At 56.5% G+C, this 24691-nt stretch carries 24 protein-coding genes; 17 read left to right on the top strand and 7 right to left on the bottom strand.

What is annotated here, in order from left to right; translation table 11 throughout:
* Positions 1 to 4 precede the first annotated feature (4 nt).
* The 6 genes from J0X12_RS14350 to J0X12_RS14375 all read left to right on the top strand — a co-directional run bounded on the left by J0X12_RS14350 (position 5) and on the right by J0X12_RS14375 (position 5880).
* Entirely contained in the window at positions 5 to 1240 is a 1236-nt protein-coding gene (locus J0X12_RS14350; protein ID WP_207047018.1) for a Zn-dependent hydrolase, read from the top strand.
* Positions 1233 to 2027 (top strand): ABC transporter ATP-binding protein, encoded by a 795-nt coding sequence (locus J0X12_RS14355; RefSeq protein WP_207047020.1) that lies wholly within the window; start codon positions 1233 to 1235, stop codon positions 2025 to 2027. Before J0X12_RS14350 ends, J0X12_RS14355 begins: the two co-directional genes overlap by 8 nt.
* A complete protein-coding gene (locus J0X12_RS14360; protein WP_207047022.1) occupies positions 2020 to 2937 on the top strand; it encodes an ABC transporter permease in 918 nt (305 codons plus the stop codon). Before J0X12_RS14355 ends, J0X12_RS14360 begins: the two co-directional genes overlap by 8 nt.
* Positions 2934 to 4061 carry an ABC transporter permease gene (locus J0X12_RS14365; RefSeq protein WP_207047024.1) on the top strand — a complete coding sequence of 376 codons (1128 nt, stop codon included), beginning with the start codon at positions 2934 to 2936 and terminating at the stop codon, positions 4059 to 4061. The genes J0X12_RS14360 and J0X12_RS14365 overlap by 4 nt, the downstream gene beginning before the upstream one ends.
* A 63-nt stretch (positions 4062 to 4124) precedes the next feature.
* Complete coding sequence (locus J0X12_RS14370; protein ID WP_207047026.1) at positions 4125 to 5117, top strand: ABC transporter substrate-binding protein; 993 nt, start codon at positions 4125 to 4127, stop codon at positions 5115 to 5117.
* Positions 5118 to 5208: 91 nt separating this feature from the next.
* Entirely contained in the window at positions 5209 to 5880 is a 672-nt protein-coding gene (locus J0X12_RS14375) for an ureidoglycolate lyase (RefSeq protein ID WP_207047028.1), read from the top strand.
* 56 nt (positions 5881 to 5936) lie between these two features.
* Here J0X12_RS14375 and hydA read toward each other — a convergent pair whose 3' ends face one another.
* Entirely contained in the window at positions 5937 to 7394 is a 1458-nt protein-coding gene (hydA, locus tag J0X12_RS14380) for a dihydropyrimidinase (RefSeq protein ID WP_207047030.1), read from the bottom strand.
* A 150-nt stretch (positions 7395 to 7544) separates the two neighbouring features.
* Here hydA and J0X12_RS14385 point away from each other — a divergent pair, with 150 nt between their 5' ends.
* Positions 7545 to 8417 (top strand): nitrilase-related carbon-nitrogen hydrolase, encoded by an 873-nt coding sequence (locus J0X12_RS14385; RefSeq protein ID WP_161314899.1) that lies wholly within the window; start codon positions 7545 to 7547, stop codon positions 8415 to 8417.
* Positions 8418 to 8426: 9 nt separating this feature from the next.
* Here J0X12_RS14385 and J0X12_RS14390 read toward each other — a convergent pair whose 3' ends face one another.
* On the bottom strand, positions 8427 to 9314 hold the full coding sequence (locus J0X12_RS14390) for a DMT family transporter (RefSeq protein WP_207047032.1): 888 nt from the start codon (positions 9312 to 9314) through the stop codon (positions 8427 to 8429).
* Between the two features lie 131 nt (positions 9315 to 9445).
* On the bottom strand, positions 9446 to 10351 hold the full coding sequence (locus J0X12_RS14395; RefSeq protein WP_207047034.1) for a DMT family transporter: 906 nt from the start codon (positions 10349 to 10351) through the stop codon (positions 9446 to 9448).
* 194 nt (positions 10352 to 10545) lie between these two features.
* Between J0X12_RS14395 and J0X12_RS14400 the strand changes: the two genes are divergently transcribed.
* The 6 genes from J0X12_RS14400 (at position 10546) to J0X12_RS14425 (ending at position 14589) form a co-directional block, all read left to right on the top strand.
* On the top strand, positions 10546 to 11325 hold the full coding sequence (locus J0X12_RS14400) for a HalD/BesD family halogenase (protein ID WP_207047036.1): 780 nt from the start codon (positions 10546 to 10548) through the stop codon (positions 11323 to 11325).
* 74 nt (positions 11326 to 11399) lie between these two features.
* On the top strand, positions 11400 to 12200 hold the full coding sequence (locus tag J0X12_RS14405; RefSeq protein WP_207047038.1) for a crotonase/enoyl-CoA hydratase family protein: 801 nt from the start codon (positions 11400 to 11402) through the stop codon (positions 12198 to 12200).
* Positions 12193 to 12471 (top strand): mitochondrial 54S ribosomal protein L40, encoded by a 279-nt coding sequence (locus J0X12_RS14410; RefSeq protein ID WP_207047040.1) that lies wholly within the window; start codon positions 12193 to 12195, stop codon positions 12469 to 12471. The genes J0X12_RS14405 and J0X12_RS14410 overlap by 8 nt, the downstream gene beginning before the upstream one ends.
* 17 nt (positions 12472 to 12488) lie before the next feature.
* On the top strand, positions 12489 to 13085 hold the full coding sequence (locus J0X12_RS14415) for a uracil-DNA glycosylase family protein (RefSeq protein ID WP_207047042.1): 597 nt from the start codon (positions 12489 to 12491) through the stop codon (positions 13083 to 13085).
* A complete protein-coding gene (locus J0X12_RS14420; RefSeq protein ID WP_207047044.1) occupies positions 13082 to 14071 on the top strand; it encodes an alpha/beta hydrolase in 990 nt (329 codons plus the stop codon). The genes J0X12_RS14415 and J0X12_RS14420 overlap by 4 nt, the downstream gene beginning before the upstream one ends.
* Positions 14072 to 14160: 89 nt before the next feature.
* Positions 14161 to 14589: a DUF2846 domain-containing protein gene (locus J0X12_RS14425; RefSeq protein WP_207047046.1), complete on the top strand. Its 429-nt coding sequence runs from the start codon at positions 14161 to 14163 to the stop codon at positions 14587 to 14589.
* 9 nt (positions 14590 to 14598) lie between these two features.
* Here J0X12_RS14425 and J0X12_RS14430 read toward each other — a convergent pair whose 3' ends face one another.
* Positions 14599 to 15261: an HAD family hydrolase gene (locus tag J0X12_RS14430; protein WP_207047048.1), complete on the bottom strand. Its 663-nt coding sequence runs from the start codon at positions 15259 to 15261 to the stop codon at positions 14599 to 14601.
* A gap of 102 nt (positions 15262 to 15363) precedes the next feature.
* On the opposite strand from J0X12_RS14430, the gene glmU reads away from it, so the two are divergent.
* Together glmU and glmS are read left to right on the top strand one after the other, a co-directional pair.
* Complete coding sequence (gene glmU, locus J0X12_RS14435) at positions 15364 to 16701, top strand: bifunctional UDP-N-acetylglucosamine diphosphorylase/glucosamine-1-phosphate N-acetyltransferase GlmU (RefSeq protein ID WP_207047051.1); 1338 nt, start codon at positions 15364 to 15366, stop codon at positions 16699 to 16701.
* A gap of 37 nt (positions 16702 to 16738) precedes the next feature.
* A complete protein-coding gene (gene glmS, locus J0X12_RS14440) occupies positions 16739 to 18562 on the top strand; it encodes a glutamine--fructose-6-phosphate transaminase (isomerizing) (protein WP_207047053.1) in 1824 nt (607 codons plus the stop codon).
* 3 nt (positions 18563 to 18565) lie between these two features.
* Here the strand turns inward: glmS and J0X12_RS14445 are convergent, their stop codons facing one another.
* From J0X12_RS14445 to J0X12_RS14455, 3 genes are all read right to left on the bottom strand, one after another.
* Positions 18566 to 19801, bottom strand: coding sequence for an SAM-dependent methyltransferase (locus J0X12_RS14445; protein ID WP_207047055.1), 1236 nt, complete (start codon positions 19799 to 19801; stop codon positions 18566 to 18568).
* Between the two features lie 328 nt (positions 19802 to 20129).
* On the bottom strand, positions 20130 to 20633 hold the full coding sequence (locus J0X12_RS14450) for a PAS domain-containing protein (protein ID WP_207047057.1): 504 nt from the start codon (positions 20631 to 20633) through the stop codon (positions 20130 to 20132).
* A 19-nt stretch (positions 20634 to 20652) separates the two neighbouring features.
* Positions 20653 to 21582 carry a cation diffusion facilitator family transporter gene (locus J0X12_RS14455; RefSeq protein WP_207047059.1) on the bottom strand — a complete coding sequence of 310 codons (930 nt, stop codon included), beginning with the start codon at positions 21580 to 21582 and terminating at the stop codon, positions 20653 to 20655.
* A 195-nt stretch (positions 21583 to 21777) separates the two neighbouring features.
* Between J0X12_RS14455 and gabD the strand changes: the two genes are divergently transcribed.
* Entirely contained in the window at positions 21778 to 23259 is a 1482-nt protein-coding gene (gabD, locus tag J0X12_RS14460; RefSeq protein WP_207047061.1) for an NADP-dependent succinate-semialdehyde dehydrogenase, read from the top strand.
* Between the two features lie 69 nt (positions 23260 to 23328).
* Complete coding sequence (gene gor / locus J0X12_RS14465) at positions 23329 to 24684, top strand: glutathione-disulfide reductase (protein WP_207047063.1); 1356 nt, start codon at positions 23329 to 23331, stop codon at positions 24682 to 24684.
* Positions 24685 to 24691 lie beyond the last annotated feature (7 nt).

A 24691-nucleotide genomic window follows, 5' to 3' on the forward strand; every position in this document is an offset into this window, starting at 1 on the left:
ACCCATGCAGAATATGAATGTAAAAGGCGATCGGCTTTGGGAAAGTCTGATGGAAATGGCCAAGATTGGCGCAACGAAGAAGGGGGGCTGCTGCCGCCTCGCGCTCACCGATCTCGACAAGGAAGGCCGCGATCTTTTCTCATCCTGGTGCAACGATGCTGGCTGCACCATAAAGGTTGACAAGATGGGCAATATCTTCGCCCGCCGCGCCGGAACCCGCGATGACCTGCCGCCGGTGATGACCGGATCGCATCTTGATACCCAGCCGACCGGCGGGAAGTATGACGGGGTGTTCGGTGTGCTGGCGGGCCTGGAAGTTCTTCGCACCCTCAATGATTTTGATGTCAAGACAGAGCATCCGGTGGAAGTTGCCGTCTGGACGAACGAGGAAGGCTCTCGCTTCGCGCCGGCCATGGTTGCCTCCGGGGTGTTTGCCGGGGTATTCGACCTTGAATACGGCCTTTCCCGCGCCGATCTCGACGGCAAGACCATGGGCGAGGAACTGAAGCGTATCGGCTATGCCGGGACAGAGGAAGTCGGTGGTCGCGAGATCAAGGCCTTTTTCGAGGCGCATATTGAGCAGGGCCCGATCCTTGAACATGAAGAGAAGACCATCGGCGTGGTCATGGGCGCGCAGGGTCAACGCTGGTACGAAATCACCATTACCGGGCAGGAGGCCCATGCTGGCCCAACGCCAATGGCACGACGTAAAGATGCGCTTGTCGCGGCATCGAAGATCATTACGGAGGTCAATCGCATCGGCATGGATAACCAGCCCTTCGCCTGCGCCACGGTGGGCCTGATCCAGTCGAGCCCGAATTCACGTAATACCATCCCGGGCGAGGTGTTCTTCACCGTCGATTTCCGCCATCCGAAGGACGAGATTCTCAGCAAGATGGACGCGGAGCTCCGTGCCTTCGCTGAGAAAACCGCCAAGGACGGCGGCTATGAGATGAAGTTTGAGGAAATCTGGTATTCCCCGCCCGTTGAGTTCGATACGGACTGTGTGAATGCGGTCCGCAAGGGCTCGGAGATTGCGGGGTATAGCCATATGGATATCATTTCCGGTGCCGGGCATGACGCCTGTTATATTTCCCGCGTCGCCCCGACGGGCATGATCTTCGTTCCCTGCGAAAACGGGATCAGCCATAACGAGGAAGAGGAAGCGACCCCTGAAGATCTTGCCGCCGGATGTAATGTTCTGCTGCATGCCATAGTGGAGCGGGCCAATATTGTCTGATGTTGATTTAAAACCAGTAATCGAGATTGAAAAACTCAATCTTGTCTTTCAAACGGCGGACACGCCAGTACATGCGCTTTCAGATATCGACTTGACCGTGAATGCGGGGGACTTTGTTTCCTTCATTGGCCCGTCCGGTTGCGGCAAGACGACCCTGATGAGGGTGATTGCCGATCTGGAGAAACCCACGGGCGGGCATATTTCTGTGAATGGCATGACGCCGGAGGAGGCACGGCAAAAGCGGGCCTACGGCTATGTGTTTCAGGCCCCGGCGCTCTATCCCTGGCGGACGGTCGAGAAAAACATCATGCTGCCGCTGGAGATTATGGGGCTCAGCCGGGAGGAACAGAAGGCGCGGGCCGCACGCAACCTCGCAATGGTCAATCTTGAAGGGTTCGAGAAAAAATTTCCTTGGCAGCTCTCGGGCGGGATGCAGCAACGGGTCTCTATCGCCCGTGCCCTGTCGGTGGAACCGGATCTGCTGCTGATGGACGAGCCCTTTGGCGCGCTTGACGAGATTACCCGCGATCACCTGAATGAACAGCTCTTGAAACTTTGGGATACAACGAAGAAGACAGTCATTTTCGTGACACACTCGATCCCGGAGGCGGTCTTTCTCTCCTCCAAAATTGTGGTGATGAGCCCGCGGCCGGGCAAGGTCATTGACATCATTGAGAGCAACCTGCCGCGGGATCGTACATTGGACATTCGCGAGACACCGGAGTTTCTTGAAATTTCCCACCGCGTGCGCGAGGGGCTGCGCTCGGGGCATAGCTACGATGACTAAGCCGGCTGAAATCAGCAAGGCGGGGATATGGCGCCGCCTATATGACGGGAAGAGCTTTCCCGTTTTTGTCGTCGTTCTTAGTTTGTTGATCCTTTGGTATGCGGGCGCGGTCTATATGAATTCCGATCGCCTGATCGATCAGTATGAGCGGAGCAAGGTCGAATGGAGCTGGCAGCAGCTGACCGAGGATGCCTGGTCGATGGAACGTCCGATCCTGCCGGCACCGCAGCAGATTATTGTCGAGCTTCATAAAACGGTTATCGACAAGAAAATTACCTCCAAGCGCAGTCTTGTCTATCATTCCTATGTGACGATTTCCTCAACGCTGGTCGGCTTTGCCTTGGGCGCACTTCTTGGCGTCCTGCTCGCGGTTGGGATTGTCCATCTGGAGACGCTGGACAGGAGCCTGATGCCCTGGATCATCGCCTCGCAAACCGTGCCGATTCTCGCCATTGCCCCGATGATTATCGTTGTCCTTGGCCATATCGGGCTGACCGGGCTGGTGCCGAAGGCGATTATTTCCATGTATCTCTGCTTCTTCCCGATCACCATCGGTATGGTGAAGGGATTGCGCTCGCCCGATGTGTTGCAGCTAGACCTGATGAAGACCTATAGTGCGAGCGCCGCGCAGGTTTTCTGGAAGCTCCGCATGCCGGCCTCTATCCCGTTCCTGTTCGCAAGCCTGAAGGTGGCGATTGCGATCAGCCTTGTCGGCGCCATCGTTGCTGAATTGCCAACCGGCGCCGTGGAAGGGCTGGGCGCGCGACTTCTTGCCGGGTCCTACTATGGCCAGACGATCCAGATCTGGTCGGCATTGGTCGCCGCGTCGGTCCTTGGCATGCTGCTGGTCTGGGCGGTCACGATTACTGAAAAGCTGGTTCTTGGCCGGACGGGGAGGGAGGCGGTATGAAGAAAAGCGCTGATCTCGTCCTGATCCTCTTTGTTCTGCTTTCCGGGATCTCCGTCTTTCTGCCGGTGGGGGTGGACGCGGACATGTCGGTTCAATGGTGGGACAAGCCAACGGCCTTCGCGCTCCTGGTAATCTCTGTCGCGGCCGCGCTGTACCAGCTGATAAGCCGGGAGACGACGACTTACGCAGCGCTTCTGCTCACTATCGGCTGTATCGCCGGAGCCTTCGCGCCCTTGATCCTGACCCGAACTGTTGATGCCAGCGGATATGGCGCAATCGGTCTTTGGCTCTTTCTCGTGGCGCTTGGCCTGCTGGTCTGGCGCTCCCTCGCACTTCTTTCTCGGGCGGCAAACGGCAATCATCTTCTCGCTTTCGCGGTTCCGGCGCTCTTTGGCATCTGGCTGCTCTATCTCTGGCAAGTGGTTACCATCGGCTTCGGCATTCCTTCCGTCCTGCTTCCCTCGCCGGAGCAAATCGGCGCAGCGATTGAGAATAATACCTCCACCCTGTTCGCGGATTTTTACCAGACGGTAGTAAAATCGGTGCTGTCGGGTTTTGCCTTCGGGTGTGGCGCCGGCTTTCTTGTTGCCATTCTGGTCGATCGCGTGCCGTTCATGCAGCGCGGGTTACTGCCGCTCGGATCGCTGGTGAGTGCGATCCCCATTGTCGGCATCGCACCGATCATGGTCATGTGGTTTGGCTTCGACTGGCAATCAAAGGCGGCCGTTATTGTTGTGATGACCTTCTTCCCGATGCTGATCAACACGCTCGCAGGGTTGCAAGCCACAAGCCATATCGAGAAGGACCTCATGCGGTCCTATGCCGCGAGCTATTGGCAGACGCTTTTGTTCCTGCGCCTGCCGAACGCCATGCCCTTTATTTTCAATGCACTGAAAATCAATTCGACTCTTGCGATGATTGGCGCGATTGTAGCGGAGTTTTTCGGCACGCCCATTGTCGGCATGGGCTTTCGCATCTCGACGGAGGTCGGGCGGATGAATGTCGATATCGTCTGGGCCACCATTGCCGTCGCCGCCGTCGTCGGATCGCTGTTTTACGGAATTCTCGCCCTGATGGAACGCCGGATCACCTTCTGGCATGCCTCCTACAGACGGGCGAAATGAGATGAGTCCCCAGTATCATGTATGTTTGAACGATTTACTTCAAAACGGGAGAGGAAAGACAGGATGAAAAAACTAGCCTTATTACTCGCCGCCTCGGCAATGAGCCTTACGGCTTATTCCGCTTCGGCTGCCGATAAGCTCACCTTGCAGCTTAAATGGGTCACCCAGGCCCAGTTTGCCGGATATTACGTGGCAAAGGACAAGGGATTCTATGATGAAGTCGACCTCGATGTGACCATCAAGCCGGGCGGACCGGACGTGGCACCGGCGCAGGTCATTGCCGGGGGCGGCGCCGATGTTGTGGTTGACTGGATGCCGGCCGCGTTGGCAACCCGTGAGAAGGGCGTCCCGCTCGTCAATATCTCGCAGGTTTTCTCCCGCTCCGGCATGATGCTGACCTGCCGCAAGGATATGGGTGTTGAAACACCGGCGGATTTCAAGGGCAAGACCCTTGGTGTCTGGTTCTTCGGCAATGAGTATCCGTTCCTGTCATGGATGGATAAGCTGAAATACAAGACCGAAGGCGCCGATGCCGATATCACCGTTCTGAAGCAGGGCTTTAACGTCGACCCGCTCTTGCAGAAGCAGGCGGCCTGTGTGTCCACCATGACCTACAATGAATACTGGCAGGTCATTGACGGCGGTCTGACACCGGCGGAGCTGACGGTCTTTCCGTATGAAGACCAGGGCGTTGCTACCCTTGAGGATGGTCTCTATGTGATGGAGAAGAGCCTTGCGGACGACGCGATGAAAGACAAGCTGGCCCGCTTTATCAAGGCGTCAATGAAGGGCTGGCAATATGCCATCGACAACACGGACGAAGCCGCGGAAATCGTGCTCGAAAATGATGCAACCGGTGCCCAGACCGAAAAACATCAGAAACGCATGATGGCGGAAATTGCCAAGCTGATCGACACGGAAAACCTCGGCAGGCTCAATGAGGATTCGTACGATCGTACCGTGAATATTCTGCTGGCAGGCGATTCGAAACTCGTCATTTCCAAGAAGCCGGAAGGGGCCTTCACCCAGGAAATCTGGGATATGTCCACAAAATAAACCGCTGGTACTGTATTAGAAAAGGGAAGGGAGACCTTCCCTTTTTTTTATGGCTGTGGCTTAATCTCAAAAAAATCACATAAGGATTGCGATGATGCTTTCGTCTGCCACCGCCAAGTCACCCGATTTCCTGAACCCGGATATCCCGGCTGACCTGCCGCAGCTTGATATGCCGGTAATTGTCGCCTCGGACGAGACACTGAAGGATTACGGCTGTCTGGTTGAGAATTACGAGAATTTCCCGATCGAGATTGTCACCTGGCCGACCTCCGGCACGCGAAAGGTGGATGAGGGGACCGGTAATCAAGGCGGCACAGCGGAAGGTATTTTCGAGTTCTGGTGGGAAGGGGACGTTCTCTGGGGTCGCAACAACGCGGTCAAGGATACCTATATCCTCGGCTGGTCCCGCAATCCGGAAGAGGCGGACTCCAAAGTCGCCACGCGGGAGCAGGACCAGGTGCTGCTCTGGCATGCGAACTATCATCCCGACGGCGGACAGCTTTTCTATTCTCTCGATGGCACGCCCTTCATGGTGCCGCTCGCACTGCCGGGCGATGATGTGCAGCCGGAAGACTTTGTCTCATTTTACTGTGATGGCTCGAAGGGCCTCTATATCCACCCGAATATCTGGCATGAGGGTGTCTTTCCCATCGGCAACAAGGGACGGTTCTATGACCGGCAGGGAAAGGTCCATGCCCGGGTCTCGGTCAACTTCGCCGAGGAATTCGGCATGCTGCTGAAAGTACCCTTGAAAACACCGTAAAAAAAAGACCCCGACCAACAGGTGCAGGGCCTTTTCCAGGAGAATTTACGGTTAAATTATTCGGCGGCCTGTGCGGGTCTGGAGACCTTCCGGGGCGCCGTTTCCTTGCGGCGCTTGTCGAGCGCATCGAAATAGGGATTGAAGGTTGGCCGTTTGATATAGCGGCCCGCGCCCTTCACCACATTGAGCTGTCCGTCCTTAAAGACGACCTTGCCCTGGCTGATGGTATGGCTCGGGCTGCCCTTGACTTCCATCCCCTCGAAGATATTGAAATCGATATTCTGGTGATGGGTCTTGGCCGAGATGGTCCGCGTCATTTCTGGGTCCCACACCACGATATCGGCATCCGCCCCGACCGAGATGGAACCTTTACGCGGGTGAATATTGAATATCTGCGCGGCATTAGTGGAAGTGACCTTCACAAACTCGTTCATGGTGAGCTTGCCCGAATTGACCCCGTGATGCCAGAGCACCGCCATGCGATCCTCTACGCCGGAGGTCCCGTTGGGTATCAGCGTAAAGTCATCCCGTCCGGCGGCCTTTTGCGGCGCGCAGAAGCAGCAATGATCGGTTGCCGTAGTCTGCAAATTCCCCGACTGAAGTCCCCGCCAGAGTTCACGCTGGTGATCCTTGGGGCGGAAGGGTGGGCTCATCACATGGGCCGCTGCAAATTCAAAGTCCTCATTGTAGTAGACGCTGTCGTCGATCAGGAGATGCCCCGCCAGACATTCGCCGAACACCCGCTGTCCTTCAAGCCGGGCCCGCGTAATGGCTTCCAGGCTCTCCTTGCAGGAGACATGCACGATATAGATCGGCGTTTGCAGCAACTGCGCCGTGCGGATTGCCCGGTTGGCGGCTTCGCCCTCAATCTCTGGCGGGCGGGATTGCGGATGCCCTTCAGGCCCGGTAATGCCTTTGGCCAGCAACTCCTGTTGCAGGTAATAGACCATCTCGCCATTCTCCGCATGAACCGTCGCCATCGCGCCAAGCTCCCGGCAACGCGCGAAACTGGCCAGCATCATCTCGTCCGACACCATGATCGCGTTCTTGTAGGCCATAAAATGCTTGAAGCTGTTGACGCCTTCATTCTCGGCGAGGAGTCCCATATCCCGGTGCACCGTGTCATCCCACCAGGTGACGGCCACATGGAAGCTGTAGTCGGCAACGGACTTTTCGGCCCAGCCGCGCCATTTCCGGTAGGCGTCCATCAGCGGTTCCTGCGGATCGGGGATGACAAAGTCGATGATCTGCGTCGTGCCGCCGGCAAGTGCCGCGGCGGTGCCGGTCTCGAAATCCTCTGACGCGACAGTGCCCATGAAGGGAAGCTGCATATGCGTGTGCGGGTCAATTCCGCCCGGCATCACATATTGACCGCCCGCATCAACAACCTCGGCGCCGGAGGGCGTCTCCAATCCCTCTCCGATGGCCTTAATCACCCCATCGTCGCATAAAATATCGGCCCGGTAGCTGGTTTCGGAGGTAACGATGGTTCCCCCGCGTATCAAAGTAGACATAGTGATCTCCTCATCCTGCAGGCTGCTCGTCTTGCGATGCTTGATCGCTATTTTAGCTTTCCCTTTTCAAAATTGATAGCTAAAATCCTGACCAAATGGTCAAAAAAGTAAAAATTTTGACTGCCAATCGATGCGAGAAGGAGAGGATCGATGACAACGGTACGAGCCGGACTTATCCAGATGGGTCTCAAGGGCAATACGGACATGAGCCCGGAGGAAATCCGGGCCAAGATGATCGAGGCGCATCTCCCCTTGATCGATGAGGCGGGGGCGAAGGGCGTGCAGGTTCTCTCCTTTCAGGAGGTTTTCACGCAGCCCTATTTCTGCCCGTCCCAGGACAGCAAGTGGTACGCCGCGACGGAGAGCATTCCCGATGGCCCGACCGTCAAGCTGATGCAGGAATACGCCAGAAAATACAACATGGTCATCGTCGTACCGATCTATGAACAGGAAAAGACCGGCATCTATTACAACACCGCCGCCGTTATCGATGCGGACGGGAAATATCTCGGGAAATACCGGAAAACCCACATTCCGCAGGTGGCCGGCTTCTGGGAGAAATTCTTCTTCCGCCCCGGCAATTCCGGCTGGCCCGTGTTCCAGACCGCCTATTGCAAGCTCGGCGTCTATATCTGCTATGACCGGCATTTCCCGGAAGGCTGGCGCGCGCTTGCGCTCAACGGTGCGGAATATATCGTCAATCCGTCGGCGACCGTGAAAGGTGTCAGCCAGTATTTGTGGGAGCTGGAACAGCCGGCCTCTGCCGTCGCGAACGGCGTCTATATCGGCGCAACCAACCGGGTCGGGACGGAAGCGCCCTGGAATATCGGCGAGTTTTACGGATCGTCCTATGTCGTCAATCCGCGCGGGGAGATTATCGCCCAAGCGTCCGAGGACAAGGACGAGCTGGTCGTCGCTGATATGGACATGGACATGATCAAAGAGATCCGCGACAACTGGCAGTTCTTCCGGGACCGCCGGCCGGAAATGTACGGCGATCTCGCTGATATCGGGACGAGTTAGGGCCGACGCTCACTCGCCCTTGATCTGTCGCTCCCGATAGAGGATGTAAAGCCCGCTCGCGACGATGATAACCGCGCCGAGGATCGTGAAGTTGTCCGGGAAATTCCCGAAGACCAGATAGCCGAAAATAGCGAGCCAGATAAGCTGCGTATACTGGAACGGCGCCACGGTGGAGGCCTCGGTGTAGTCAAACGCCTTGATGATGATAAAATGGCTGAACCCGCCGATAAACCCGATCACGCCCAGCATAAGCCAGCCCATAAGGTCCGGCGTGACCCAGAAGAAGGGCACGACAAAGCTCATGCCGATGGTCCCGATCAGCGCGGAATAGGTGATGGTGGTCGCCGGACTGTCTATTCCGGAGAGAAACCGCGTGGCGATCTGATAAAGCGCGTAGAAAATCGACGTTCCGATCACCAGGAAAAGCGCCGGATGTACCTCAAGCATGCCCGGCCGGAGCACGATCATCGCCCCGCCAAAGCCGATGACCACCGCCGCCCAGCGTCGGGCGTTGACCTTCTCTTTCAGGAGGATGACCGAAAAGAGGATGACGAAAAGCGGTGACGTCGCCCCGAGTGCCGCCGCATCGGCCAGCGGTACATATTTTACCGCCGTGAAGAAGCAGACAGTCGCCAGCAGCAGGAAGATGGAACGAATAAGCTGCATCTTCAGCCTGTTGGTCTTGATAAGCTGTACCCCGTGTTTCGGCAGCAGGATCGCCGCCATCAATACGCTATGGAAAAAATAGCGGGCCCAGACCACCTGCACCGGCGGGTAGGTCTCGTTCGCGTACTTAACGGTTGTATCCATGACCGCAAAAAAGAAGATGGCGGTGCAAAAGAGAAAGATACCCTTGTAGGAGAAGGTGGACTCTGCGGACGTTGACGGCGCTGTCATTGGGTTCCCCAATTGTTTTTTTGTTTGAGGGCAACCCTCTTGTTTTCAGAAAGGGTCGCCCCATTCCGGGACGTTGTCAAGTTTTCCGGTAACAGCAAGATTAACCCAGAGCATATTGTTAGATTGGTTCGTCAGCCGACTAACGGGTCCGTTTTGCGCGTCGTCTGTCGCTCCCGATGGATGATGTAAAGGCCGCTGCCGACAATGATTGCCGCACCAAGGATTGTCATGCCGTCCGGCAGGTTGCCAAAGGCCAGATAGCCGATTACCGCCATCCAGATCAACTGGGTGTAGTTAAACGGCGCGACAGTGGAAGCCGCGGTATATTTGAAGGCGACGATCATGATGAAATGGCTGACACCACCGAGAAAGCCGACGATAGCCAATAGGATCCATCCCTCGAGATCCGGCATAATCCAGACAAAGGGCATCACAAAACTCATCACGATGGTCCCGACCAGTACGGAATAGAACGCCGTTGTCACCGAACTGTCGACACCGGAGAGGAACCGCGTCGTCAGTTGATAGAGCGCGTAGAAAAGCGACATCAGCACGACAAGGAACATCGCCGGATGAACCATGGACAGTCCCGGCCGAAGCACGATCATTGCGCCCACGAATCCCACACCGACCGCACACCAGCGGCGCAAGCTGATTTTTTCCTTCAACAGCAGCACAGACAACAGGATCACAAAGAGCGGGGAGGTCGCCGCAATCGCGCCCGCATCGGCGAGCGGAATATATTTGATGGCCGTAAAGATGCAGATCGTCGCGCCCAGCAGCAGCATCGATCGCAGGACCTGCACTTTGAGGTTGTTTGTCCGGACAAGATTGAGTCCATGGACTGGCCCGAGAAAGAGGATCAGCAGGACGATATGGAAAAAGCACCGGGCCCAGACCACCTGGAGCGGCGAGAAAGTCTGCCCCGCGAGTTTGGCAAAGGAATCCATCACCGCAAACAGGAAAACCGCCGTGCAGAACAGCACTATTCCCTTATAGGGAGTGACATCGGTGCTGGGGGAGGCGGGCGCTGACATAGAGGGTCCTTTTCTTTGTTTTTTGTTGAGGGTAACCCCCTTATTTTCGGAAATCGTCACCCCATTCGCGAAAGTTGTCAAGTTTTCCGGTGACAACAGGACGGATACTGGTACCTTCGGGATAAGGAAAATATTCCGGCTGCGGCGCCCGCCACCGACCGGACAGTGCAGAATGTCCGGAGGAAGGAGAAAAAATGAACCTTGAGAAGATAGTGGATTTTACGCTTCACCCGATCAAGGATCCCGCATTTCGGGCCGCCTGCCGCGACAGGCTTAATAAGGAAGGCGTACTGGTCCTCCCGCAATTCGCGACGAAGGCCGCGATTGACGCGATCTTTGCGGAAGGGGAGGCTAATCGAGATAAGGTCTATGCAAAACGGGAGGAGCATACGGTCTATCTCAGCGCGACCGATCCCGCATATCCGGCCGACCATACGCGCAACCGCATGGTCATCTCGTCAAAGGGCTGCATCACCGATGATGCCCTGCCCGAGGCTTCCCCGTTGCGGACGCTCTATGACGCGCCGGAGTTCAGGGAGTTTCTCTGCGATATTCTGGGAGAGACAACGCTTTATAACTATGCGGACCCGCTCTCCTCGGTCAATCTGCATTATGCGGAAACGGGGCAGGAACTGGGCTGGCATTTCGATAACTCCTCCTTCGCGATTACGCTGATGGTTCAACCGGCGACAAGCGGCGGGGAGTTTGAATATGTCAGCGCCCTGCGCGATGCCGATGCCGGTGACATGAATTTTGACGGCGTCGCCGATGTGCTCGATGGGCGGACAGCCGTCAAGCGTCTCTCTCTGGACGCTGGCGATCTCGTCCTGTTTCGCGGCCGGAATGCCATGCACAGGGTGACGCCGAATGAGGGCACGCGCACCCGCATGCTGGCGGTTCTCGCCTATAATACGGAACCCGGCATTGCCCTCTCGAAGGAAGCCCAGATGACCTTTTACGGGCGAACGGCCTGAGGAACGTCGGAATAAATGATTTCGGGCGCGATTCCCGCTTCCCATTTCGCGGGCAATTGAGTAGCTTACCCGTCATGACTGAAGCTCTATTATATGAACAAGATGGGGGAGTCGTAACCCTCACGATCAATCGGCCAGAGGAGCGCAATGCCCTCTCCGATGATATCATTTTCGACGCATTCCTGAGTGCGGCGGACCGTATCAACAAAGACAACAGCGTACGCTGTGTGATCCTGACCGGGGCAGGCAAGGCCTTCTCTGCGGGCGGCAATGTCAAGCATATGCGCGACAAGGAAGGGCTGTTCGCCGGGACACCGGCCGAATTGCGCCAGGGCTATCGCCACGGCATCCAGAAAATCCCGCTGGCCTTCTATGACCTTGAAGTTCCGACCATCGCGGCGGTCAACGGTCCGGCGGTTGGCGCGGGCTGCGATCTTGCCTGCATGTGCGATATCCGTATTGCCGGAAAATCCGCCAAGTTTGCGGAAAGTTTCGTGAAACTTGGCATCATTCCGGGGGATGGCGGGGCCTGGTTCCTGCCGCGGGTCATCGGGCGCAGCCGCGCCGCGGAACTGACCTTCACCGGTGACATGATCGATGCGGCGACTGCACTCGACTGGGGCCTTGTCTCCAATGTTGTAGAAGATTCAGACCTGATGACGGCGGCGAAGGACCTTGCCAAACGCATCGCGGCGAACCCGCCCCATGCGCTTCGCATGTCCAAGAAACTCCTGCGCGAAGGGGAGCATATGCGCCTCGACAGCCTGCTGGAAATGTCGGCGGCCTTCCAGGCGGCTTCCCATCACACCAAGGACCATGAAGAAGCCATCAATGCCTTCTTTGAGAAACGACCGGGGAACTTCAAGGGTGAATGAACCTTTCCTCATCCTCCAGGGGACGCGAGCCGCGAGTTGGCTGGCAATGCGGGGCTATTCTATTGGCCTCGCTAGTCCCGCCCGGTACGATCAGGGGGAGGATGGGGAAATCCTTAAAGTAAACCATCAGCTTTGCGTCGTAAAAGGCCAAAATATAACAAGTAATATTGAGAAAAATTGGCAGAAATCGACGCCGGACGGAATTGTCCTGCATCGGCCCCGGCCGGCCCACGGCACCCTGCTTGACGGCTTTTTGCACCACGATACCTAACTCCCGAGGGTGGCCTGATGACGGAAAAAATTGATCCGCTGGCAACTCTCCTCACCGATATTCGCGCCTGCCGGATTTGCGAGGCGCATCTACCGCTCGGCCCCCGGCCCGTGCTTATTGCCGATGCCGCCGCGCCGATCCTGATCGCGGGACAGGCGCCGGGCACCAAAGTACATGAAAGCGGCATCCCCTGGGATGATGCCTCGGGCGACCGGCTACGGGACTGGCTCGGCGTCGACAAGGAAGTCTTTTATAATCCGAAGAATTTTGCGATCGTGCCGCAGGGATTTTGCTATCCCGGCAAGCAAAAGAGTGGCGGGGACGCGCCGCCACGTCCCGAATGCGCCGAAACCTGGCATCCGCGCCTGATTCCGGAGCTTAAAAATATCAAGCTGACGCTGGCCGTTGGCCAATATGCCCATAAATATTACCTGTCCTCGAGACGCGAAAAAACCCTGACGGAAACGGTCGCGAAGTATCGTGATTTTACCCCTGATATCCTGCCGCTGCCGCATCCGAGCTGGCGGGTTCAGGGCTGGATGAAGAAGAATGACTGGTTTGAGGCAGATGTCGTGCCATATTTGCAGAAAAGAGTGCGGGACCTGATCGGATGAAATTTGTTGAAATACTTTCCTGCCGACGACTGCTGTGGATAGCGGCCGCGCTTTTTATCGCCTCCTGCACACCGGTGGTGCAGCAACCCGGCCCGGCCAAGATGGACGCGGTGCTTACCGATCACTATTTACAGACACCCGACGGTGAAAAGCTGCCCGTCAAGATCTGGGAGGCGACGGACGACCCCGCCGCGGTTCTCATTGCCGTGCATGGATTTAATGACTATAGCAACACCTACGCCTTTCCGGGCAGCTGGTGGATCGGGGAGGGGCTGACTACCATCGCCTATGATCAGCGCGGTTTCGGGGAAGCGCCGAATTTTGGCATCTGGCCGGGGCAGGAGCTGATGATCAGGGATCTCGCCACGATGGTGGAGAAGGCGCAGGCAAGATATCCCGGCAAGCCGCTCTATCTTCTCGGCGAGAGTATGGGCGGCGCGGTGCTGATTACGGCGGTCACATCGGAGGGCTTCCCGAGGGTGGACGGCATTATCCTCTCGGCCCCGGCCGTCTGGGGCTGGCAGGCCCTCAATCCCTTCTACCAGGCGGTTCTCTGGACGGCGGCCCATACTTTCCCGGAGGTCAAGCTGACCGGGCAGGGCCTCGGCATTCAGGCCTCTGATAATATCTCCATGCTGCGCAACTTGTCCGCCGATCCGCTTTTTATCAAGGAAACCCGCATCGACAGCGTCTACGGCCTCGTCAATATCATGGACGCCGCCTATGACGCGGCGAAGGATATCACGCTGCCGACCCTGCTGCTCTATGGCGAGAAGGACCAGCTCATCCCGAAGGAGCCGATTGAGAAGATCGCCGCCGAACTCCCGCCGGGCAGTGATATCGTTCTCTATGAAAGCGGATGGCATATGCTGATGCGCGATCTGGGAGGGCCCATTGTCTGGCGTGACATCGCCGAATGGATAAAATCCCGGCAAATCCCGTCCGGCAACAAAATTGCCTCCCTCCCGCTCTTTAAGGAGGAATAGATTTCCCCACCTCATCAATTTAGTGTTGTGAAATCACGCCAATCGCGGTAGGAGGTTAGTACCTCAGTTAATCTACCCAAGGTGTCTCCATGCGTGCCATTCTCAGTATTCTTGCCTTCCTCTTTCTTGTCAGCTGTACTACTGCAAGCGGCCCACTCTTTACCGAGAGCCATAGTAAACAGGCGCCTGCGCCGGGAAAAGCGCTCGTATATGTCTATCGGGTTGACACCTTTATAGCCGCGACCGTAACGGCAGATTTTCTGGATAACGGGAAGAACGTCGGCGCTGTGAATGTCGGCGGATACATTTCCTATGAAACGGATCCCGGACCACATGAATTGCTAACGGAAACCAGCCGAATTGATAAAGCTGTATATTTGTCTATGGAGGCGGGAAAAACCTATTATTTGCGGCTTGATTATGACCCCGGTATGTGGACCGGCACATTTTTAATCAGAAATATTCCTGAAAACGAGGCTCTTCCTCAACTCCGAGCAACTCGGTATCAGGGGAAATAACCCCACTCCTTACAGCGATTTTATCAGCGGTACCAGCTCGTTAAAGTGATCGATGATGTAATCGGGGCCAAGTTCCTGCACCGGCGTCTCCGTGTAGCCATAGCTGACCGCGATACAGGGGAGGCCCGCGTTATGGGCGCCATCGATATCGGAAATACTGTCACCGATCATAAAGGCCCGCCCACCGTTATGCCCCATCGCTTCCAGTGTCCCGGTAATATGACCGGCATCGGGTTTGCGTACCCGGAAACTATCGCCGCCGGTAGTCGCCGTGAAATACTGGGTGAGATTGAGATCAATCAGCAGGTCTTTTGTAAAGCGCATCGGCTTGTTGGTACATACGGCCATCACCACGCCCGCGTCCCGGAAGGTCTCCAGTGCCTCGATCACGCCGTCAAAAGGGCGGCTCTGGTCGCTTAGATGCGCCTGATAATAGTCAAAGAAGTCTTCCATAAGCGCCTCAAATCGCTCGCTTTCCGGCAATCCACCGGTGGCTTCCAGGCCTCGTTCCAGCAGCACGCGCGCACCGCGTCCAACCATATGGCGGACATGTTCGAGGTCGATTGTGTCCCGCCCGGCACGTCTCAGGGAATGATTGAGGGCGCCATGAAGATCCGGCGCGGTATCCACTAAAGTGCCGTCGAGGTCGAAAATTATTGAGATATCCTGCATCTATGTAAAATCCGGTAACATTTTTTTATTTGTTTATCCTGTAGGATTAGGTGTTATTTAAGCCAAAGTATAGTCAAGTTTACTGAAAAACGAGTAAAGAATATGTCAGCCATTGCCGCCGTTGTCCTCGCCGCCGGAGCCGGAACCCGCATGAAATCGGCCAAGCCGAAGGTCATGCATGAGGTGGGCGGACGCCCGATGATCTCCCACCTGCTGGGAACGGTGGGCGCGCTTGATCCTGCGAAAGTCGTGGTGGTCACGTCACCGAACATGGAAACGGTGCAAAAAGAAGTTGCGCCCGCGGAAATTGCCATCCAGCAGGAGGCGCTCGGCACCGGGCATGCGGTGGCGGCAGCCCTGGACAGTCTCGCCGGTTTTTCAGGCGACGTCCTGATCCTTTATGGCGATACTCCACTGATTGAGGCGGAAACCCTCCGGAAAATGATCGCGAAGCGGCGCGAGAGTGCAAAATGTGCCGTGGTCGTGCTCGGATTCGAACCGGACGATCCGCTGGAATATGGCCGGCTGGTCACGGATGCGAACGGGAATCTCACCGCCATTGTTGAATTTGCCGACGCAAATGCGGAGGAACGCGCCGTTGGGCTGTGTAATTCCGGGGTGATGGCCATCGATGCTGCGCACTTGGCCGATCTCATCAAGGCGGTCGACAACAAGAACGCCAAAGGGGAATATTACCTAACCGATATTGTCGAGATCGCGATCAAGCGGGGCCTCACTTGCGCCTATGTAAAGGGCGCGGAGGACGAGCTTCTCGGGGTCAACAACCGTGCCCAGCTTGCCGAGGCGGAAGCAATCGCACAAAGCCGCTGGCGCGCGGCGGCCATGACCGCGGGGGCAACCCTGATTGATCCGGAGACCGTCTGGTTCAGCCATGATACGAAATTGGGACGGGATGTAGTGATCGAGCCCGGCGTTTTCTTCGGCCCCGGCGTCACTGTCGGCGACAATGTCCGCATCAAGGCCTATAGTCACCTCGAAGGGACAACCATTGGCGAGAAATCCCAAATTGGCCCGTTTGCACGGCTTCGGCCCGGCGCGGAGATTGCCGGTGATGTGAAGATCGGCAATTTCGTCGAGGTGAAGAAATCGCAAATCGAGACGGGCGCGAAAGTAAGCCATCTCTCCTATATCGGTGATGCGCGCATCGGCGCGGAGGCCAATATCGGCGCCGGCACCATCACCTGCAACTATGACGGCTATGACAAGTTCAAGACGGACATCGGGGCGGGGGCCTTTATCGGCTCCAACACCGCCCTGGTTGCGCCGGTAAAGGTCGGCGATGGCGCCATCGTCGGCGCGGGAAGCACCATCTCGAAAGATGTGGCAGCCGACGCCCTCGGGATCGAGCGGGCGGAAGAAAAGCAGAAGGCGGGCTGGGCAAAGCGGTTTCGTGACTTGAAGAAAAAAGTCAGGAAATAACCCCAGTACTTTGATTTTATTATAAGGTAAGCGAAATATGTGTGGAATTATCGGCGTTCTCGGCAAGAAGGATGTGGTGCCGTCACTGATTGGCGGACTAAAGCGTCTCGAATATCGGGGCTATGACAGCGCCGGGATCGCAACCCTGACCGAGGGCGGCATCGATCGTCGCCGGGCCGAGGGCAAGCTTGTAAATCTGGAAGAGGTACTGAAAGGCAATGGCCTGAAGGGACTTGCGGGAATTGGCCACACCCGCTGGGCGACCCATGGCGTGCCGAATGAGGTCAACGCCCATCCGCATATGACCAAGCAGATCGCGCTCGTCCATAACGGTATTATCGAGAATTATCGCGAACTGGCCGACGACCTGACGGCGAAAGGCTATGAGTTCGAATCCGAGACCGATACGGAAATCGCGGCGCAGCTGATCACCAGCTTTATTGACGAAGGCAAGACTCCGGAAGAGGCCATGGCCGGGGCGCTCAAGCATCTGCACGGAGCATTCTCCCTCGCGGTTATCTTCAAGGGACATGACAACCTGATGATCGGCGCCCGGCGCGGCGCCCCGCTTGCCGTTGGCTGGGGTGACGGCGAAATGTTCCTGGGGTCCGACGCCCTCGCGCTTGCGCCGCTCACCGTGCGGATTTCCTATCTGGAGGAAGACGACTGGGCCGTACTCACCCGCGACGGCGCAACCTTCTATGACAAGGATGGCAAGCAGGTCGAACGACCGATCAAGCAGACACAGCTCTCCGGCGCGATGATCGGCAAGGGCAACCACCGTCATTTCATGATGAAGGAAATCGCCGAGCAGCCGGCGGTAATGGGGGAGACGTTGAACAGCTTCTTCAACCCCAAGAGCCGGACCATCACGCTGCCTGACCTGCCGTTTGACTGGAACGAGCTACCAAAAGTCACCATCGTTGCCTGCGGCACCTCTTTCTATGCGGGGATGATTGCGAAATACTGGTTCGAAGGGATTGCCGATCTCAATGTCGAGGTTGATATCGCCTCCGAGTTCCGCTATCGCCAGATGCCACTCAAGAAAGGCGGGCTCGCGCTCTTTATCTCCCAGTCGGGAGAGACAGCCGATACTCTCGCGGCGCTTAAATATGCGAAGGCAAATGGCCAGCATATCGCCTCTATCGTGAATGTGGAGGAAAGCTCCATGGGCCGGGAATCAGATTTCGTATTCCATACCCAGGCCGGGCCTGAAATCGGCGTGGCGTCCACCAAGGCCTTTACTTGCCAGCTGGTTACGCTTGCCTGTATCGCCATTGATGCCGGGGTCAAGCGGGGTGTGATCAACCATGAGGAGGAAGCCCGGCTCTGTGCGGCGCTGTCCGAGGTGCCGGCGCGGGCTGCTGAAATCCTCGATAGTGATGAGAATATCAAGGCGCTTGCCGAGGCCATTTTCGAGGCGCGGGACGTGCTCTATATCGGGCGCGGCACGGGCTATCCGATTGCCCTTGAAGGCGCGTTGAAACTGAAGGAAATTTCCTACATCCATGCGGAAGGCTATGCGGCGGGGGAACTCAAGCATGGCCCCATCGCCCTGATTGACGAGATGGTGCCGGTGATCGTCGTCGCGCCGAGTGATCCCTATTTTGAGAAAACCGCGTCCAATATGCAGGAAGTGATGGCGCGGAATGCGCGGGTGATCTTCCTCTCAGATGCGGCGGGGATCAAGCAGCTTGGCGACAGGGCCCTGGGCTCGATTGAACTACCGACGGTGGACCCGTTCGTTGCCCCGATCCTCTATGCGATACCGGTGCAGATCTTGGCCTATCACGTCGCCGTACTGAAGGGCACCGACGTCGACCAGCCCCGCAATCTCGCAAAATCGGTGACGGTGGAGTAAGGATTACTCCGCCGCGACGCGGGCGGCGCCGAGCTCCTTTTCCTCGATCTCGGTGATATAATCACGGGTCAAGGGCAAATCGTCCAGGCGCTTGGCGAGCTGGATCTGGAAGACAACCAGCCCGCTGTTGCGGAAGGACACCTCACTCGCCGAGAGGTAAAAGTCCCACATCCGGCAGAAGCGGTCATCATAGATTTCCCGCACGGTATCGATCTTTTCATGAAAGCGCGTCCGCCAGGCCCGCAGGGTTTCCGCATAGTGAAGCCGAAGGATCTCGATATCCGTGACATAGAGCCCGGCTTTCTCGATGGCTGGCATGACCTGTGAGAGCGGCGGGATATAGCCGCCGGGGAAGATATACTTCTGGATCCAGGCGTTCGTCGGCGAGGGACGGTCGGCAGTCCCGATGGTATGGATCAGTGCGACACCATCGTCGGTCAGGATCGATTTTACCTTGCGGAAATATTCCCCGTAATAGGGGACGCCCACATGCTCGAACATGCCGACGGAGACAATGCGGTTGAACTTATCCGCCACATCCCGGTAGTCGGTGAGGCGATAGTCGACCTTCGCGGCCAGCCCGGTCTGTTTCGCCTTTTCCTGCGCATAGGCCAACTGGTTTTTGGAAAGGGTTACGCCTGTCACGGCCACATCGGCATTCTCGGCCAGAAACCGCGCCATTCCGCCCCAGCCACACCCGATATCGAGCACTTTCTGGCCTGGCTTCAGGGCGAGCTTGGCCGCGATATGCGCCATTTTCTGCAATTGCGCCTGTTCAAGGCTATCGTCCGGTGACTTGAAATAGGCGCAGGAATACTGCCGGTTCTCATCGAGAAACAGGCCATAGAATTCATCACTCAAATCATAGTGATGGGCGACATTTTTAAGTGACCGGCTCTTGGGGTTGAACTGGTTGAAAAACCAGTAAAATCGATAGGCGAAATCGCCGAAATTGACCAGCAGATTGCGAGATCCCCAACCAATATTTCGCGTAAAGAGGTCAAGAAGGTCATAAATGCTTCCTTCCTCCAGCGTGAGATCGCCTTCCATATAGGCTTCGCCCAGGAACAGCTTGGGATAGATCGCGATCTTGCGGGCCGCTTTTTTTGAATGAATCCGGATTTTAAGCTTCGGACCGGGCTTGGATCCCTTGTAAAAATGTTCCTTGCCGTCCGCATCATGAACCGTGAGTTGGCCTTGCCGGACCAGGCGTTTGAGTATTTGCGATAATAGGAACATATCAACTCCTGTAATCTGGTCCGGCTTACGGCAAACGACCAGGCGTTTACCCGCAAGGCGGAGGACATTGTTCAGTTGTCTCTTATTTCCAATTAGGCCGTCAATTCACGCCACCGCAGACATGGTCAGGTATCCCTGAACGATATAGCGGCCTCCCATAACCCTTCTCTAACTCGTTCACTATATTACTATATTCAATAATTCTGAAACCTTGTAGAGCCAAAATCAAGCCCAATTTCAGTAATTCAGGCGGGTTTCCCTCCTTTTGGGGGAAATTACACCGCTTTATGCGCCGGTTCGGCCACCGTGTGACGGGCGCAAGCTGGGCTCAATCCACCAGGGAAATCGACCCGAGCAAATGGCCAACGCTGCCATCTTCGCGCAAAAGCGGAAGATCAACAGTTTCAAAGCAGGCAACCTTGACTTCCATAATTTCGACAACGCCGGTGCAGCGGCCCGGCTTTTTCTCTTCCACCAGGGTATCAAGGTAGCCTGCCAAACGGCGCAGCTCTGGAAGCTCACTGGTGAGGGAAATTTCCTGGCCACGGAAGGAAGATCCGAAAATATTCACCACATTCTCCCCATTTAGCCGGAACAGATACTGACCGGGCGCGATTGCTTCAATCAGGTAGAGCGACGGCGCTATTTCCCAATGGCGGGAAATATCGAAATCATCCCGTGTCGGCAATTGGGGGGTGTAGCTTTCCCACCACTGATAAAGATTGCGGATTGTTGGTGACTTAAATTCATCCACGGAGGTCGCGTCCAGGCGAATAACTTTTTTAACATTGTCTGATCGTGGTTCTACCTCAATGGCTTTCTCTTTCACCATATTTTTATCCTTATTATTATTATTCTGATGTGGCGCGATTATGGGAAAGGAAGCTTTGTGCCTCGATAAAGACGCGTTTGACATTGGGATATTGCGCCTTGATACGTATTTCCATGTCGCTGATCATTTCCTCCACATCGGAGGAGGACAGATTATCGGCAAAATCAAGACTGACATTCACCAGAATATCCGTTGGCCCCAGATGCATGGTCAGCAGTTCATTGACGCTGACGATCCGGCCGTTATCCTGCAACAAGGCCCGGATCCCCTCGGTCACCGCCGTACCGGCGCTTTCGCCGATCAGCAGGCCCTTGCACTCGATGGAGAGAAGGATCGCCACGCCAGCGAGAATGGCTGCAATCACCACAGACGCGACGCCGTCCAATTCGGGTATGCCGAGATACTGGGCGAGGAAGATACCAATCAGGGCCGTAACGAGCCCCAACATGGCGGCCGTATCCTCGAACAGTATGGTGAAGATGGTGGGGTCCTTGCTGCGACGAACCTCCTCCCAAAGGCCGCGCTTTCCTTTGATTTTCTTAAATTCAAGATAGGCAACGGACCAGGCCCAGCCCTCGAAAATTATCGCAAGTCCCAATACGACATAGTTCCAGGTCGGGTCAGTGATAACCTCAGGATTGCGGATATGCTTGATCCCTTCATAAAGGGAAATGCCCGAACCGAGCGCAAAGATCAGGATGGCGACCACAAAGGCCCAGAAGTAGAGTTCCATCCCGTACCCAAAAGGATGCATTTCGTCGGGCTGTTTCTTCGCGCGCCTGAGTCCATGTAGCATCAGGACCTGGTTGCCGGTATCGACAAGGGAGTGAACCCCCTCGCTCAGCATTGCGGAACTGCCAGTAAAGGTGGCTGCAACAAACTTACAGACTGCGATCAGAGAATTTCCAATTAATGCCGCATAGATAACTTTTTTCGATCCACTGGCCACAGGACACTCTCCACAATATGATATACTCACTCGCAGATTACGGTGCCACGGCATAATTTTCAACCAACTCCTCAGCAAAATCAGGAAACGGTTGAGGATCGCCGATTGACTATTAGATATTGTGGCATAAACTCCGGGCTCAAACATGGCGCCGGAGGCCGGGCGACCCCAATAACTGAATGCAAGGAGTTCACCATGCTGGACAAAAACACCAATCCGCTAAACCTGAAAGATCCAGACCTGTTACGGATGCAGGGACTTGTGGCCGGAAAATGGTGCGATGCAGATGGCGGCGGTAAAATCGATGTGACCAACCCGGCGACCGGGGAGGTGATCGGGACCGTGCCGAGCATGGGGGCCGCCGAAACGCGCTGCGCGATCGAGGCGGCGAAAGCCGCCATGCCCGGCTGGGCCGGAAAAACCGCGAAAGAACGAGCCACCATCCTGCGTAAATGGTATGACCTGATGCTGGAGAACACAGACGACCTCGCGAAAATCATGACGGTCGAGATGGGCAAGCCGCTGGCCGAAGCGAAAGGGGAGGTGGCTTACGCCGCGTCCTTCATCGAATGGTTCGCCGAGGAAGGCAAGCGCATCTATGGCGACACAATCCCGGAGCATCAAAGCGACAAGCGCATTGTCGTGATTAAACAGCCGATCGGCGTGACCGTCGCGATCACCCCTTGGAATTTCCCCATCGCCATGATCACGCGCAAGGCCGCTCCGGCTCTTGCGGCCGGATGCCCGATGGTGATCAAGCCCGCGGAGCTTACACCTTTTTCCGCCTTCGCCATGGCGGTCCTGGCGGAACGGGCGGGAATTCCTGCCGGCATTCTCGGCGTCGTCACGGGAGAGGCGGCCGATATCGGCAAGGAGATGACATCCAACCCCATTGTGGCCAAGCTGACGTTCACCGGCTCTACCGCGGTCGGCAAGCTGCTGATGGAGCAATGCGCGGGTACAGTCAAGAAAACCTCCATGGAACTCGGCGGGAATGCTCCCTTTATCGTCTTTGATGACGCGAATCTCGAGGAGGCGGTCGAGGCCGCGATTGCCAGCAAATACCGCAACGCCGGACAGACCTGTGTCTGCGCCAACCGCATTTATGTGCAGGAAAGCATCCAGGACGCGTTCGTTGCCAGGCTGACAGAACGGGTGAAGGACCTGAAAGTCGGCAATGGCCTGGAGGACGGCGTCATGCAGGGGCCGCTGATTACCGAAGCCGCCGTCAAGAAGGTTGAAGATCATATCAAGGATGCGCTGGAGAAAGGCGCGACGCTGGCCCTTGGCGGCCATCGGCATCCCCTTGGCCACACCTTCTTTGAACCGACCATCCTGACCGGCGTGACACAGGAAATGAAGGTCGCGAAGGAAGAAACCTTTGGGCCCATGGCGCCGATTTTCACCTTCAAGGAGGAGGCCGACGTCATCGCCATGGCGAATGATACGGAATTCGGTCTTGCCGCCTATCTCTGCGCCCGTGATATCGGCCGGATCTGGCGGGTGAGCGAAGCGCTCGAATATGGCATCGTCGGCATCAATACGGGCATCATCTCGACGGAAGTTGCACCCTTTGGCGGTGTTAAACAGTCCGGAATTGGGCGAGAGGGTTCAAAATACGGCATTGATGATTATCTGGAGATTAAATACATGTGTATCGGCGGCATCAACAGCTGATCGCCGATACCTACTCTGGGGCCGCGCTAACCCGATGCCGGAACGGCATCCGATTATAGGAAGAATAAAGTGGAATTCGATTACGACCTTTTTGTCATCGGGGCCGGCTCCGGTGGTGTCCGCGCCTCGCGCATTTCCTCCAGCCTCGGCGCCAAGGTGGCGATTGCCGAGGAGTTTCGCGTTGGCGGCACCTGTGTTATCCGTGGCTGCGTGCCGAAAAAGCTGCTGGTCTATGCGAGCCATTACTCGGAGGATTTCGAGGACGCCGCCGCCTATGGCTGGACCGTTGGCAAGCCGACCCATTCATGGAAGACGCTGATCGCCAACAAGGACAAGGAAATCGACCGGCTCAACCGTATCTATCATACGATCCTCGATAACAATAAAGTCGAGTTGTATCAGGGCCGCGCAACACTCGTTGACCGCAATACGGTACGTGTCGGCGATAAGGAGATTACGGCGAAATATATCCTGATTGCCACGGGCGGCGCGCCGGTCATGCCGGATATTCCGGGGATTGAACACGCCATCTCCTCCAATGAGGCGTTTCATCTTGAGGAATTCCCGAAACGGGTGATTGTTGTCGGCGGCGGCTATATCGCGGTCGAGTTTGCCGGCATTTTCAACGGCCTTGGCGCCGAGGTAACGCAGCTTTACCGCAGCACGCAGATTCTGCGCGGCTTCGATGCGGATGTGCAGAAGTTCCTCGCCGACGAGATCCAGAAAAAGGGCATCGACCTGCGCACCCATTCAAACCCGGCAAAGATCGAGAAAACTGACAGCGGTCTGAAGGTCACGCTGGAGGATGGCGATGTGCTGGAAACCGACGCCATCATGTATGCCACCGGTCGCCGCCCCAACACAGAGGGACTCGGCCTTGAAGACATCGGGGTCGAGCTGAAAGAGAACGGTGCGGTAAAAGTCACACCGGATTCGCAGACCACGGTGGACAATATCTACGCCGTTGGCGACGTCACCGACCGGATCGCGCTGACCCCGGTCGCCATCCATGAAGGCATGGCCTTCGCCGAGACGGTTTTCGGCGGCCGTCCGCGCGCGATGGATCACGAAAATGTCCCCTCCGCCGTCTTTTCCCAGCCACAGGTCGGCACCGTCGGCCTGACTGAGGCGGAGGCGCGGGAAAGATATGGCGAGGTTGATATCTATAAATCCGAATTCCGCCCGATGAAGCAGACGCTGACCGGTGGTACGGAGAAGGCGTTCGTCAAGCTGATCGTCGATGCGGAAAGTGATATCGTGGTCGGCGCGCATATTGTCGGCGGGGATGCCGCGGAAATTATCCAGGCCGTTGGCATCGCGCTCAAATGCAAGGCGACGAAGACACAATTTGACTCGACCGTTGGCGTTCATCCGTCTCTTGCCGAGGAAATCGTCACCATGCGGGAGAAATTTGTCGCCGCGTGAGGTTGAC

The organism is Sneathiella sedimenti (assembly GCF_017313765.1).
GTDB classification, from domain to species: domain Bacteria; phylum Pseudomonadota; class Alphaproteobacteria; order Sneathiellales; family Sneathiellaceae; genus Sneathiella; species Sneathiella sedimenti.